Annotated in this window: 9 protein-coding genes; 7 read left to right on the forward strand and 2 right to left on the reverse strand. The window is 43.3% G+C overall.

Translation table 11 applies throughout. The features are described 5' to 3' along the window. Positions 1–95 precede the first annotated feature (95 nt). The gene (locus VTAP4600_RS08195; protein ID WP_102522351.1) at positions 96–2084 is read left to right on the forward strand and encodes a putative bifunctional diguanylate cyclase/phosphodiesterase; all 1989 of its coding nucleotides are present in this window, start codon (positions 96–98) and stop codon (positions 2082–2084) included. Positions 2085–2242: 158 nt separating this feature from the next. Continuing rightward, entirely contained in the window at positions 2243–3223 is a 981-nt protein-coding gene (locus VTAP4600_RS08200) for a chemotaxis protein CheV (RefSeq protein ID WP_102522352.1), read from the forward strand. 96 nt (positions 3224–3319) lie between these two features. Here the strand turns inward: VTAP4600_RS08200 and VTAP4600_RS08205 are convergent, their stop codons facing one another. After that, the gene (locus VTAP4600_RS08205; RefSeq protein WP_102522353.1) at positions 3320–4963 is read right to left on the reverse strand and encodes a methyl-accepting chemotaxis protein; all 1644 of its coding nucleotides are present in this window, start codon (positions 4961–4963) and stop codon (positions 3320–3322) included. Positions 4964–5469: 506 nt separating this feature from the next. On the opposite strand from VTAP4600_RS08205, the gene imuA reads away from it, so the two are divergent. From imuA to VTAP4600_RS08230, 5 genes are all read left to right on the forward strand, one after another. Further along, the gene (gene imuA / locus VTAP4600_RS08210) at positions 5470–6147 is read left to right on the forward strand and encodes a translesion DNA synthesis-associated protein ImuA (RefSeq protein WP_102522354.1); all 678 of its coding nucleotides are present in this window, start codon (positions 5470–5472) and stop codon (positions 6145–6147) included. Between the two features lie 5 nt (positions 6148–6152). Beyond that, positions 6153–7583 (forward strand): Y-family DNA polymerase, encoded by a 1431-nt coding sequence (locus tag VTAP4600_RS08215; RefSeq protein ID WP_102522355.1) that lies wholly within the window; start codon positions 6153–6155, stop codon positions 7581–7583. Positions 7584–7600: 17 nt separating this feature from the next. Continuing rightward, positions 7601–10672 carry an error-prone DNA polymerase gene (locus VTAP4600_RS08220; protein WP_102522356.1) on the forward strand — a complete coding sequence of 1024 codons (3072 nt, stop codon included), beginning with the start codon at positions 7601–7603 and terminating at the stop codon, positions 10670–10672. Positions 10673–11108: 436 nt separating this feature from the next. After that, positions 11109–11774, forward strand: coding sequence for a cysteine hydrolase family protein (locus tag VTAP4600_RS08225; protein ID WP_102522357.1), 666 nt, complete (start codon positions 11109–11111; stop codon positions 11772–11774). Positions 11775–11803: 29 nt separating this feature from the next. Next, positions 11804–13369, forward strand: a complete 1566-nt coding sequence (locus VTAP4600_RS08230; protein WP_145958561.1) for a regulator — start codon at positions 11804–11806, stop codon at positions 13367–13369. 130 nt (positions 13370–13499) lie between these two features. Here VTAP4600_RS08230 and VTAP4600_RS08235 read toward each other — a convergent pair whose 3' ends face one another. Beyond that, positions 13500–14408, reverse strand: coding sequence for a metal ABC transporter solute-binding protein, Zn/Mn family (locus VTAP4600_RS08235; RefSeq protein WP_102522359.1), 909 nt, complete (start codon positions 14406–14408; stop codon positions 13500–13502). Positions 14409–14410 lie beyond the last annotated feature (2 nt).

A 14410-nucleotide genomic window follows, 5' to 3' on the forward strand; every position in this document is an offset into this window, starting at 1 on the left:
TTAGTATCTATTTATTTTTAATGGCTATACTAGATAAATAACTAATTCCTCAATAAGAAGATGAACTTGGTAATGCTATACAGGGTCCGGATGAAATGAGCACCACAGCTTTTGTTTCGATCGTCAATAAAATGGCAAGTCGAATAAGAATACCAATACTGTTGTTAACCTTTACGGCAGTAGTTTTGCTTTCTATTGGTGGCTACTTTCTGGCCATGAATGAAATGCGAAGTAATGCTGTCTCACGCATTGACTCGATTAGACTTTCGACCGCTTCGGCTATCTATAACTTCGACTTTGAACAGTTAGATGCCATTAGTTCTACCTTTCGTAATGATTCGGTTTTCTCCCATTTATCTATTTGGTCTGAAGGTGATTTACTTTCTCAAACCCATGACTTATTACAGCCGAAAACATCACTTACCTGGAGTGAATGGGACCATACGTTCCCGTTAGATTATGTGACCGCAGAAGGAGAAAATATCAATGTCGGTCATATTGAAGCTTACGTTAACCCTGGCTATGCATTTCAAATTTTTGCGTTATCCGTCGGCGCTTTTTTGATCACCATTTTCATTATTTCACTCTCCTTGCTGTATATTCTCCGTAGAACATTCCATGAAACCATTGCCTATCGCCTCAAATCTCTCTCTTCCCAATTTTCTTTGGTTCAAGATGAGCATGAACGGCTGCCGGAAATCCATGATCAAATAATAAAAGAAAGGGATGAAATCTCTGAGCTCGTCGATGCTTACAACTTATCGTCAAAACATGCAGCGCGATATATCGATGCCATTAATGAGAATAATGACTTACTTAGCACCCTAGCAAAAAAAGACCCGCTAACTGGCAACTTAAATCGCCAAGCGTTTATCGAATGTATAAGTAACGCTTTAGATGAGGGGCATCAACATGGCACCATCGTACGTGTTAATATTCTCAATTTTTCCAGTATTAACTTAAAATTCGGTCAAAAGCATGGCGATAATATTTTAAAGCAAGTCAGCCAAGCGCTACACCAGTGTCATTGCAGCGAGTCCATCATTTGTAGGTTAGGTGGTGATGATTTCTTTGTCTTCACCCCTTCAAACGAAAAGATTTCTAGCCGGGAAACATTCCATAATATCACCAGAGCTTTCTCTGAACTCAATCTAGCCATCAATATTGGCGTTGCCCGTCACCCAACAGATGCCTCTGATCCCGAAGTATTAATACATTACGCTGAGATCGCACTATTAGAGGCTAAAGAATCTAAGCTTGATTATTCTGATTACCACTTGGCATTTGAGGAACGACTTAAGCACAAGATCTATATTGATAGCCGGATTGAAGAGTTACTAGAAAGTAGGGATTTTCATGTCTATTATCAACCTCAAGTGCATATTGAAAATAACTCAATTTTTGGGGTTGAATCCTTACTTCGCTTGAAAAAGGATGACCTATCGTCGCCATGGGAAATCATTACTAGAGCAGAGGATACAGGAGCCATTTTGCCGCTCACCTTTGCCATTATTGAAAAGATATTTGAACAATGGCAAGAGCATATTCACCAAATGCCAGAAGACTTTTCTATTGCTGTAAATATCTCGCCTCAGTCCTTGGCACAAATAAACTTTGTCGAGCTGTTAATGCAGTTTTCCAAACAATACCAATTTCCGCTATCTCGCCTTGTTCTCGAACTGACTGAGCTGACCAAAGTACAACAAGGACAACAGGTTTCTCATACCTTGCAGCGTTTACGAAAGCTGGATGTACGCCTATCACTTGATGATTTTGGTACCGGATTTTCGTCCATGGAGTATCTATTGAGCTACGGATTTGATGAGCTTAAAATAGATCGTAAGTTTGTAATGGATTTAGATAAACGCCCTGAATCTGTCCAAATAATTAAGGTTATTAGCTTCTTATGTCAGACCCTAGATATGCATGCCATCGCAGAGGGTATCGAAACAACAAATGAAGAGAAAAAACTAAAATCGCTTGGTATTACAATCGGTCAAGGTTTTTTATATAGCCATGCAGTTCCGATTACACGCATTCTAGAGCAAATAAAAGACGCGGACTCCATTTGTGTTAAGTCATGAATTCAATGCATTGATTCGAGCAGCTAACCGGCGATTAAGTCATACTTGATTGCATTTATAGAGCAAATATTATCAATTAAGATATTTATCCCGCTCTACTTATACTAAAATAGATAAAACACCACTGCATCGCAGTAACAATGAATAATGTGGTAACTATGAGCGAAAATTTAAACAACAGCATCCTCACAGAAAGTGGCACCAATGAGCTCGAAATTATAGAGTTTCATTTGCAAAAAGTGATGCCTGACGGTTCAACTAAAACATGTTATTACGGAATTAACGTCGCAAAAGTTCGCGAAGTTATTCAAGTTCCTGAAACGACGGATTACCCGAATGCACAAGCTCATATGGTTGGTGTATTCTCTTCACGAGACAAGCTCACCCCTTTAGTGGACTTGGCTGGCTGGTTAGGGGTTCCTACAAAACCCGATATTGAACGAAAGTTTGTTATTGTTACTGATTTCAACCGAATGACGAATGGCTTTCTCATCGATAGCATCAGTCGTATTCATCGTATTTCATGGGAAGACGTTGAGTCACCGAGCCAATTTTTAGAAGCCGGTGAAAACGACTGTGTGGTTGCCGTTGTCCGTAAAGATTCACACTTAATCATGATCCTCGATTTTGAGAAAATCATTGCCGACATCAATCCAGAGTTAAGTATGGAGAAATACGATGTCACTACGGACCGTTCTGTCGACTTAAACCAACGTATGGTAACTAAACGTCAGGCTCGTACTATCCTGATTGCCGACGACTCAGCCTTTATTCGTAGCTTAATCGAAAACACGCTTAGCTCAGCAGGTTATAACATCATTGCTTGTAAAGACGGTGGTGAAGCATTAGAAAAACTGGTCGAGTTTGAAAAACTTTCTAAAGAAGAAGGCGTGCCTGTTACTGAATTTGTTGATGGCTTAGTCAGTGATGTTGAAATGCCTAAGATGGATGGTATGCATTTATTGAAACGCTTACGTGAGAATGCAACCTACGCCGAAATGCCTATTGTGATGTTCTCATCTCTAATGAGTGACGATAACCGTCAAAAGGCCATACAGTTAGGCGCAAACGACACCATTACGAAACCTGAAATTGGCCGCATGGTCACAATGGTCGATGAGTTCGTCTTCAAGCGTTAATAACTCGCTAAATAATAAGACAAATACATGAGTCTTTGAATGCAAAATGCCAGAGGGGTAAACCGTCTGGCATTTTTAGCTTTCTGGAAATAGAAATTAGACTTTAAATTGACCTAAGGTGTTATCTAATCGCTCACACTGGTGAGACAGGTTATTCGATGCCTCTTCTGCTTCCTCTATGGTATTTACCATCTGTTGACCACTTTCCGCAATGTGTTGGATATTATTGTTTAACTCTTCGCTCACACTGGTTTGCTCACAAGCCGCGGTAGCAATATGGCTGTTCATGTCATTGATCACACCGATTGACAGGCGTATCTCTTGCAGTGAGTCGCTAGCAGAACTCGCATACTGAATCGTCTTTTGACTGCTCTCTTCACTGGCAATCATGACGGCTACCGCCTGTTTTGCTCCGGATTGCAGTTTTTCAATCATTTGCTGGATTTCACCCGTGCTGTGTTGAGTCTTACTTGCCAAAGCTCTCACTTCATCGGCAACCACAGCAAAGCCACGCCCTTGCTCTCCAGCTCTCGCAGCTTCAATCGCGGCATTCAGTGCCAGTAAGTTCGTTTGTTCTGCAATGCCTCGAATCACGTCCAGAATAGAGGCAATATTAACCGCGTCGTCATCCAGTGTATGAATAACCTTATTCGCTTGTGCGATTTCATCTGCAAGCAAAGTGATGGCTTCAACGGTATTCTCGAGAACTAAACTTGTTTGCGCAACTTCAGTATTACCGCGCTCACTTGCAATGGCAGCCTCTTGTGCATTTTGGCTCATCGTCTCGCTGGTTGCTCGCATCTCGTTAATCGCCGTTGCGACCATTTCGCTTTCTTGTTGTTGACTGCCAATTCCTTCAACGACGCCATGAGAGATTTGATCAAAGTGCGCCATCTCTTTTCTTACCTGCTGCGATGAATCCACCAGCTCAGAGACCGTTTTATGTACAGTTTCAATGAACTGATTAACATTGACGGCTAATTGACCGACTTCGTCACTGGAATTAACTTCAACACGGTGGGTTAAGTCTCCGTCACCTCGAGCAATCTCGTTCATTGTGATATTCAATTTGCGCATTGGGGAAATAATCCAGCCAGACAACAGCCAAGTCAGCATTATGCCAATAACGATGGCGGTAACACTGCCTATTTCTAATGCCATCTCAGCTCGATAAGATGCTTGTTCGATGACGTCTCTCAACTCATCTCGTTCTAGCTCAATTTCTGTTCGTAACGATTTTAAAGTGGCGCGAATAGTAGAAAACTGATTATCTAACTGCTTTTGATTGATGTCGTAAAAGCGCTTTGCTTCTAGTGGGGTGCTAAACAGCAAAGCATAGCTTTGAATCCACACTTCGGCTTCGGCTTGCAATTTATCAATCGTACGTTGTGCCTGTCTTGGCAGTAATTGCTCATCAACTAAGTGGCCAATCGCTTTTAAACGAGGCACAGCTTTAGATGATTCATCATTAAATTCAGCCGTATGGTAGGCCACTTCAATGACATCACCATTGGCTAAAACCAAACCTTGACCAGATGCCATTATTTGATAGAGATCCCGATAGGCTTCTTCAATGGAATCTAAAGTCGGTTGAATCGATTGAGTAAGTTGCTGAGTCGCTTTTGTCTGTTTTTCAAACAGGTATGCGTGATATATGCTCACGCTAGAGACCAATGCGATCATAACAGCAACCGGAATCGCCATCTTCATTCTTAATGATAGATTAGTTAACCAAGACATATTGAACCTATAGGGCTAGTTTTGAGTATTCATTCTGTTACTCAGTCCTTTGAGATAGACACATACCATACCAGGAATTATTACATCAAACCATTTAGGTTTGTGAGTTCGCTGTAAAAGTTGTTATTACCGAATGTAAATTCACTATGAAATTCAAGAATTAACAAAACCATCAATAACTATAAACCTTTAATGCTCAAGCGAAGTTAAGCAAATAAACCGCCTTGGCCTGCTTTAACAACTTCTCGACATCTCTATACAATGCAGGTGTAACGAAATGTAACCATTCTTTAATACCATTAATATCACCAATACAAGTTCACCCGTTTAAGCTTAAGTCGAGCGAGAATAGACCAATACCACTGCATATCCCCTATTTTTTTACCAACTTCTTAGTTATCAATATTTTTGTCCACTAAAAGCTAGCCCTACTGCCATTGAAAAATGAAAACGCTGTTAGTTTCATTTTGATGTGACTATACTGTATAAATAAACAGGTATTTATTATGCATGACATCATCGAATTATTAGAACATAAGCGCTTGATTTGGCGAGGCAATGAGCCTAGAAAACAACTTAACGTCATACCGACTAGCTACCCAGAGCTTGATAATAAGCTGGATGGTGGCTTGCCAAAAAACGGCGTTATCGAAATCCAAACGGACCTAGGTATTGGAGAGTTACGCTTACTGAAACCCTTCATGCAACAGCATTGTAACGATCGTTTAATTGCGTTCATTCAGGCTCCTGGTTCTTTATGTGCTGAATTCTTGGTGAGCCAAGGCCTTGATTTAAATAAAGTCATTATCCTCAGCCCCAAGACTCATAAAGACGCCCTATGGGCTGCTGAACAATGCCTAAAAAGTGGGGCTTGCGGTTGCGTTTTATTATGGCAACAAAACTTGGAAGTACATCAAGCGAAGCGCTTACAAATGGCTTGTGAAACCGGCAATTCAGTACAGTTTATCTTCAAATCTAAGCAACCGAATGTGCTTTCTTTGCCCGTATCGTTGAGCATTGTACTCACGGCACATCAGTATGGTTTGGAGGCAAAGATAATCAAACGTAAAGGCGGTTGGCCACAAGGTGCATTTCATATCAATATGTCTACCGCTTGGCCTAGGCTGACTTTAAAACAGCCAAATTCAACCATCTTACCTTTCCCAAAAGTCAAACGAGGATAGGCATAATGCTGTGGATTTACCTAAACTTTCCGAGCTTACAATTAGACAGCTGTTTTGGCCTACAAAGCCAAGACAAACCAGAAAGCACCCCAGCCATTATCATCGTAAATGGCCAAGATCACCGTGTCGTTCAATATAATGCTCAAGCCCAGCAAGCTGGCATTACACTTAATATGGGCTTGGGTACGGCTGCGTCACTTTGTCACCCGCTGGAGGTTCATCCATATCAAGCCAGCGTTGAACACCGAAAATTAAAAGAAATTGCCCACTGGCTCTATATGGTCACCTGTGACATTACTCTATTTGAACCCAATGGGATCTTGCTACGTGTTACTAATATGCTCAACCTTTATGAAGGATTAGATAAATATTGGCATACCGTTCAGCAACACTTAAATGTCCTTGATGTTCACTATGATTTTGCCAGCGGATGTTCGCCTTTAATGGCTCAATTATTGGCAGAGAATAGCGCAAACAGCATCAATGCTGCTCGCCATAAGCTACTCGCCAGCATCCGTAAATATCCATTAAGTGCGAGCCGTTTACCCCATAAAACCGTTAATCAGTTAGAGCGTGTGGGTATCCAACAACTTGGCGATCTATTATCCGTCCCTATGGCAGATCTTGCTAAGCGTTTTGACATTGATTTAGTCAACTACATTGGCCGCTTAATCGGTCAATTTAAGCACCCTATTGAGTTTTATCACCCCCCATCATCGTTCCAATGCCACCTAGACCTGTTATTTGAAATAGACAATGTGCAATGGCTACAGAAACCATTGGAAAAACTGCTAACACAACTCGAATATTACCTAAAATTACGCGATCAACTCGCCAATGAGCTAAAAATTCAGCTCCTATCACGAGATGGCAGCGCGCTTTCTTTAGGGATATTTTCGGCCCAAGGGGACTATTTAGCGGCTAAATGGCAAGAACTCGCGCAATTAACACTAGAGTCCGTTGCTTTGACTGCCCCCGTTTTGGCTATTGAACTTTCTGTTGTTCAAATTGCCGAACAAAGCGGCTCTAATGACGACCTCTTTTCAGGAAAGCAAGGCAACACCACACCACTTGAGCTGCTTTCTCGTTTGCAGGCCAAATTAGGAAAAGAGGCCGTTAAAGGCATTCAATTAGGTGATGACGCACGCCCTGAAGTTGCGAATCAATACATTGATCCACTAATAACAGGTCAACCAAAGTCAGGTAACCCAGTCACATCAAACCCAGCCTTACGCCCCAGCTTTATGTTGCCAACCCCACAACGGCTCAGTGAACAAGTAACATTAATTCAAGGCCCAGAGCGAATCGCGACTGGATGGTGGGATGACAATTCAATGGTACGAGACTACTTTATTGCACGCAGCCAACTCGGGCGCTGGTTATGGGTGTTTCGTAACCGAGAACATCACTGGTTTGTCCATGGTTATTTTAGTTAATCGTAGTAGGTCGTCTCATGCAATATGCTGAACTTTTTTGTCAGTCTAACTTCTCCTTTTTAGAAGGGGCTTCTCATGCTGAGGAACTCGCTATTCAAGCAGATTTCCTACGTTATTCAGGCATTGCGATCACAGATGAATGTTCAGTAGCAGGCGTAGTACGCGCTCACACAGCAATTCGAGATCACCAACTAAAAGTTAAGCTTATCGTTGGTAGCTTATTCCGTCTCGGTAGCGAATTAGAAGTGATTTTGCTCTGCCCCACTCGCGAAGCCTACGCTGAATTATGTCGAGTCATTACGAATGCGAGAAGACGCAGCCCAAAAGGCGAGTATGCGTTGTCTGACTGGGATCTCATGTCGGTGAAACACTGCCTTATTTTATGGTTACCTAGCCACAAACCAAGCGACCATGAATGGGGGAAATGGCTAGGACAACACCACGCGCATCGGCTATGGATTGGCTTGCAACGGCACCTGCAAAGTGATGATGCCGACTACCTAGCTCATTGCCAACAGCTAAGCCGAGAGTACTCCCTTCCCATTACAGCATGCGGAGGCGTACTCATGCACAATGCCAACCGACTGCCACTGCAGCATGTATTAACAGCACTGAAGCACGGAACAAGTATTGAGCGTTCAGGTAAGCGTCTACTCTCTAACACCGAAAGGACGCTGCGATCAAAAGAAAAGCTGAACAAACTCTTCCGCACTGAGTGGTTAGAAGAAAGTGTCCATATTTTAGAGCGCTGCAAGTTCAACTTAGATCAGCTGCGTTACGAATATCCGAGTGAATTAGTACCCGATGGTTTTAATGCCATGAGTTACTTACGCCACCTCGTTGGTAAAGGGTGTCTATTTCGCTTTCCTAATGGTGTCCCGGCACACGTTCAGAGCATCATAGACAAAGAGCTCACACTGATTGAAGAACTTAATTACGCTTTTTTCTTCTTAACCATCCATGACATTGTCATGTTTGCCAAAGCGCAAGGGATCTTATATCAAGGACGAGGTTCCGCTGCTAATTCCGTCGTCTGCTATTGCCTAGAAATCACCTCCGTTGATCCTCGCCAAATTTCCGTTTTATTCGAGCGCTTCATCAGCAAAGAACGAAACGAGCCGCCCGATATTGATGTTGACTTTGAGCATGAACGACGCGAAGAAGTTATCCAATATATTTACGCCAAATATGGCCGCGAACGTGCCGCTCTTGCCGCAACTGTGATCTCTTATCGCTTCAAAAGTGCCATAAGAGACGTCGGAAAAGCACTGGGTATTGCCGAAACTCAGCTCAATTTTTTCATTAAAAACATCAATCGCCGTGAAGGTCGAAATAGTTGGCAGGCACAAATTGTTGAACTCGGCCTCGACCCTAACACCAGTAAAGGCCAACAATTTATTGCTTTAGTTGAAGAAATCATGGGCTTTCCTCGCCATTTATCTCAACACGTAGGCGGTTTCGTTATTTCATCTGGGCCCTTGTATGAACTGGTTCCCGTTGAAAATGCCACCATGAGCGACCGTACTGTGATCCAATGGGATAAAGACGATTTAGAAAGCTTAGGCTTATTGAAAGTGGATGTTTTGGCTCTTGGTATGCTTACGGCAATTCGGAAGTGTTTTCACTCCATCCAGCACCATCATGGCCGATCTCTTTCAATCGCCGATATCACACGTATGCAAGATGATAAAAACGTCTATAACATGCTGCAAAAAGCCGACACTGTGGGTGTTTTTCAAATTGAATCTAGGGCTCAAATGAGCATGTTGCCACGCCTTAAACCTGCGACCTATTATGATTTGGTTATCCAAATTGCCATTGTACGTCCAGGCCCCATTCAAGGAGACATGGTGCACCCTTTTTTGAAACGACGAAATGGTGAAGAACCAATAAGCTATCCATCAGAAGAAGTCAAAGATGTGCTTTCTCGCACCATGGGTGTGCCTATTTTCCAAGAACAGGTCATCAAACTGGCGATGGTCGCAGCCGGATTTTCAGGAGGTGAAGCCGATCAACTTCGGCGAGCTATGGCTTCTTGGAAAAAGAACGGCCAGCTCATGCAGTTTAAATCCAAGTTGATCAATGGAATGCAAGATCGCGGATACGAAACTGCCTATGCCGAGCGTATATTTGACCAAATTTGTGGCTTTGGGGAATACGGTTTTCCAGAAAGCCATTCAGCCTCTTTCGCTGTATTGGCTTACACATCAGCTTGGCTTAAATATTACTACCCTGAAGCGTTTTATACTGCACTGTTAAATAGCCACCCAATGGGGTTTTATAGCTGCTCACAGTTAGTTCAAGATGCTAAGCGACATGGCATTCGTATTTTGCCTATTTGCGTTAACCATTCACGGTATGAACATCAGGTTATCAATGAACAGGGCGACTTTTTAATTCGACTCGGATTTCGCCTAATAAAAGGCTTTAGTCATGATGGCGCAAAAATGCTTGTTCAGCGGCGGCCTGAAACAGGCTATCGCCACAGTGGCGAGCTTAAAAGAGTAGGGTTAAATCGACGAGATATCGAATTACTGGCCTCTGCAGATGCCTTAAAGATCTTGGCTGGAGACCGTTTTTCTGCTCGTTGGGCGGTCATGGATAACCTCAATGATTTACCGCTGTTTCGAGATATTGAACCCAGTAATGACCAACATCAATATACCCCCGATGAATTCAGCACACTAAATGAAGACTACGCCTCGACTGGGTTATCACTAAATAAGCACCCTATCACCCTGCTTGATGCTGCAGGAAAACTTGGCCGTTTTACTCGCATGACAGAATTAATGACCATGCCACATAAATCTTTAGTGACCGTCACTGGTGTGGTGACTGGAAAACAATCTCCAGGTACTGCGGCAGGGGTTACCTTTGTCACCCTAGAGGACGACACAGGAAATATTAATGTAGTGGTGTGGGCTGGCACGGCCAAAGCACAAAAACAAGCCTACTTGACCGCCAAAATTCTCCAAGTAAAAGGGATCTTAGAGCGAGAGGGAGAAGTCACCCATGTGATTGCAGGTAAACTGATTGACTTAACCGACAATGCAGCAACATTAATGACAAAATCTCGTGATTTCCATTAAACGTAAACCAGCAACATTTAAGCTCAATTTGCACCAATTGATGTAACAGCCGAGTCTAAAAAGTGATGCTGATCCAAATTACCCAGTTATCTATAAATTTTGACTCTCGCTCATAAATTGAGCATTTACACATCGACTAAATCTGGGTATGTTGAATACAGAATTTAGCACCTTCGCTTGCAAATTCTTTTAGTAACACGACTAAAATAAAAATAAAGACTTATTGTCTATAAATGAAAAGCCGATTTTTCGGCTTTTTTTGTATCCATTACTTTTGTGTACCTAACGTTTTAGCTGCCCCATTTCCTTTCGCTTCGCCTTTTTTGCCGCTATTTTCAAATTTACAAAACCAACGTCACAACTACGAAACTAAATGCAATGTGAACATACGCTTATAGCTAAAGTTACCTAATACATAAAAAGAGGTAACGATACTATGCAAAACTCATTTAACGCCAAACCCTTTCCCCTCCCGTTCGAAGCAAAATCTACTGCGTTGATTTTAATCGATATGCAGCGCGATTTTGTCGAACCCGGTGGGTTTGGTGAAGCGCTAGGTAACGATGTCAGCCTAGTTAGAAGTGCTATTGAACCCTGCATGGCGGTGCTAGAAATGGCACGCAGCATTGGATTAACCGTCATCCATACCAGAGAAGGGCATCGTCCCGATCTTTTAGACTGCCCACCGGCAAAACTGACGCGTGGTGGTCATACCTTCATAGGTAATGACAGCCCCAAGGGGCGAATTCTCATTAGAGGAGAATATGGGCACGATATCATCCCAGAATTATACCCAATTGAAGGTGAACCTATTATCGATAAACCAGGTAAAGGGGCATTCTATCAAACGGATCTCCACCTGATCTTACAAAGCCAACAAATCAAAACCCTGATCATCTGTGGCGTAACCACCGAGGTTTGTGTTAACACCACGGCAAGAGAAGCCAATGACCGAGGTTATGAATGCATCATTCCTGAAGATTGTGTCGCTTCATACTTCCCTGAGTTTCAAAAATATGCGCTCGAAATGATCAAAGCCCAAGGTGCGATTGTCGGCTGGGTCTCTCATTCTGATGACATCCTTCACGCACTTAACAACTAACCATGCCCCCTAAACATCTAAAGGAAAATATGATGAATAATACTCACATTCCCCTGTGGCAAAAAAGTGATTGGAATGGCTTTTTTGGGCTTTTCACTAATGTCTTGCTCAACGTCATGGTACTCACCCAACTCTCCCTGTTGGTACTCAATTTCCCAGACGACTTAGTCTTTGGAAGAATACTTCCAGCATTAGGTCTCGCGCTACCGTTGGGCAATCTCTATTACGCTTACATGGCCTATCGTCTTGCAAAAAAAGAAAACCGCACCGATGTTACCGCTCTACCTTATGGCCCATCAGTGCCTCACATGTTCGTTGTCGTCTTCTTGGTGATGCTACCTACTTACTTAAAAACGAATGACCCAATCATTGCGTGGCAAGCTGGCCTCGCTTGGTGTTTCATTATTGGTATTATTGTCATCATCGGCGCTTTTGTTGGGCCTGCTGTACGCCGCTTTACTCCCAAGGCTGCCATGCTAGGTACCCTCGCCGGGATTTCTATTGCCTTCATATCCATGGGTCCTGCGTTCAGCATGTTCGAAACGCCTTGGATTTCACTCATCGCGTTGGCGCTGATCTTAGTGACTTGGGCTGGTAATTATAAGTTGCCCTTTGGTATTCCGAGTGGATTGGCCATTATGGTTGTTGGTGTTGCATTAGGATGGGGCGGATTATTATTCGGCCAAGACGTTGTCGCCATTGAAAACTTACAAGCAGCAAATGAGAACATTTCATTCTATTTCCCTCTTTTCTCACTTGATGTCATGACAGGTTTATTGGTAGTGACTCCGTTTTTAGCAACGGCTATTCCACTGGGTATTTTCAACTTTGTTGAGGCCATGAATAACGTAGAAAGCGCAGAATCAGCCGGAGACAGCTACAACCTCCGCCAAGTGTTGCTAGCCGATGGCATCGGCGCTTTGGTTGGTGCAAGCTTTGGTAGCCCGTTCCCACCGGCTGTTTATATTGGTCACCCAGGCTGGAAGAGTATCGGTGCTCGTATTGGCTATTCCATGGCAACGGGCATCAGCGTTGGTGCAATCTGTATGTTTGGTGTTATCAGCCTGCTATTGGCACTGATTCCACTGCCAGCCATTCGCCCTATATTGCTGTACATCGGTTTGTTGATCGGTTCACAAGCTTTTCAAGTTTGTTCTCCAAAACACGCACCCGCAATCATATTGGCATTCATTCCTAGTATCGCGGAATGGGCAAAGACCATGGTGGATTCTGCGTTAAATGCCGCAGGAACGAATGCGGCTCAACTCGGCATGGATACCCTTGCCAACAGTAACGTTCTGTACGTTGGGTTAGAGCGACTAGGTTCAGGCTCTATATTATCGGGTATGTTACTTTGTAGCATGGCGGTATTTGCTATTGAAAGGCAGTCCAAGAATGCAGCGGTTGCAGCACTGCTCGCCGCATTTGCTAGTGGTATTGGCCTAATCCATGCTCATACACTGGCTATAATGCCAAACCCAGATGTGACCTTTGGTTACGTAGCGATGGCCGCCACTTTTATGTTCTTTTCTCGTCAGGAAAAATCAGTGCATGTCAGCCAGCCCAACGTTGAGCAAAGTGAACAAGCCAGTTAATAACAGACTTTAAGATGCATAACGAAGAGACTTAAATAGAAACCTAAAAAAACAGCCAGTTCATTAATCAATATGAACTGGCTGCGTTTCTACTTTCTGTTCTTTCTAACTTCTCATCTGTTTATTCACACTATGGCAGAGTAGTAATATCCCAGCGGTTTAGGGCTTCTTCTTCACTTATGCCTTTACTGCCCCAGCGATCAATATTGTCCACGACCAAAACGTTAGAATGCTCACCAAGTAGTTGAGCTAAGTTTGCGTTCACCTTACGCGACGTCAGAACCCAAACACTCGGATCTTCTGCCAATAATTGGCGTATCTGTTGTTTGTCTTCTTCGGTCCAATCTAACTCTTGCTTGGTCAGCCTTTCGACCACAAACAACTGGTGACCCGCGGCAAAATCTTCTAAATCAGAAGACAGCAGTAAAACGGTGTCTATTTCCGCTTCTTGCAATGCCGTCTGTTGGCGATTTATCAAAGATCTCACGTCACGGATCAACGCTTGTCGGTTATCTCCAATTAACTGCGCATGTTGCGGCCATACTTTCTGTAGGTCATCACTCACAATCATGGCCATTCGGCTTAAGTTAGCTGGATTAAGCCACATGTAAGGCGATATAGAGCCATCATCTAACTGGATTGCCGCTACGCCAGTCGCTCTAGGTGAAATAGCTTGGCTCGCGTCAATTTCCACTAAGCGGATATTGGCTTGTCTTGCATGAATAAATAACGGGTCTTGCGGCCAAACGGCACTTAGAGTAATCGCGACCTGTGCTTTTTCAGCCGCCGCGGCCACCGCCTTTTCGCCTCGAGTTTCAAACCAATTAGGTAATCTTGCGACACTGTAACGCTTAGGCGGCAAATAAGTGGTGTTAATGCCCGTCCCCTTTACCAACTCCTGCGCCAACATATACGTCACTGGCGTCGCAGTTAAAATATCATTGGCCAATACGGTTTTACTCGTTAAGCCCAATGCCAAAACAAATAAAATACAGCTCATTGTGCGCATTCGATAGCGACGTAAAAAATGTTTAAACATGA

It is taken from the genome of Vibrio tapetis subsp. tapetis, assembly GCF_900233005.1.
Lineage (GTDB): Bacteria > Pseudomonadota > Gammaproteobacteria > Enterobacterales > Vibrionaceae > Vibrio > Vibrio tapetis.

Bases quoted from the DNA above. Each gene is read 5' to 3' on its own strand.
- VTAP4600_RS08195 (WP_102522351.1), top strand. From the start codon at position 96: ATGAGCACCACAGCTTTTGTTTCGATCGTCAATAAAATGGCAAGTCGA.
- VTAP4600_RS08200 (WP_102522352.1), top strand. From the start codon at position 2,243: ATGAGCGAAAATTTAAACAACAGCATCCTCACAGAAAGTGGCACCAAT.
- VTAP4600_RS08205 (WP_102522353.1), bottom strand. From the start codon at position 4,963: ATGTCTTGGTTAACTAATCTATCATTAAGAATGAAGATGGCGATTCCG.
- imuA (WP_102522354.1), top strand. From the start codon at position 5,470: ATGCATGACATCATCGAATTATTAGAACATAAGCGCTTGATTTGGCGA.
- VTAP4600_RS08215 (WP_102522355.1), top strand. From the start codon at position 6,153: ATGCTGTGGATTTACCTAAACTTTCCGAGCTTACAATTAGACAGCTGT.
- VTAP4600_RS08220 (WP_102522356.1), top strand. From the start codon at position 7,601: ATGCAATATGCTGAACTTTTTTGTCAGTCTAACTTCTCCTTTTTAGAA.
- VTAP4600_RS08225 (WP_102522357.1), top strand. From the start codon at position 11,109: ATGCAAAACTCATTTAACGCCAAACCCTTTCCCCTCCCGTTCGAAGCA.
- VTAP4600_RS08230 (WP_145958561.1), top strand. From the start codon at position 11,804: ATGATGAATAATACTCACATTCCCCTGTGGCAAAAAAGTGATTGGAAT.
- VTAP4600_RS08235 (WP_102522359.1), bottom strand. From the start codon at position 14,408: ATGTTTAAACATTTTTTACGTCGCTATCGAATGCGCACAATGAGCTGT.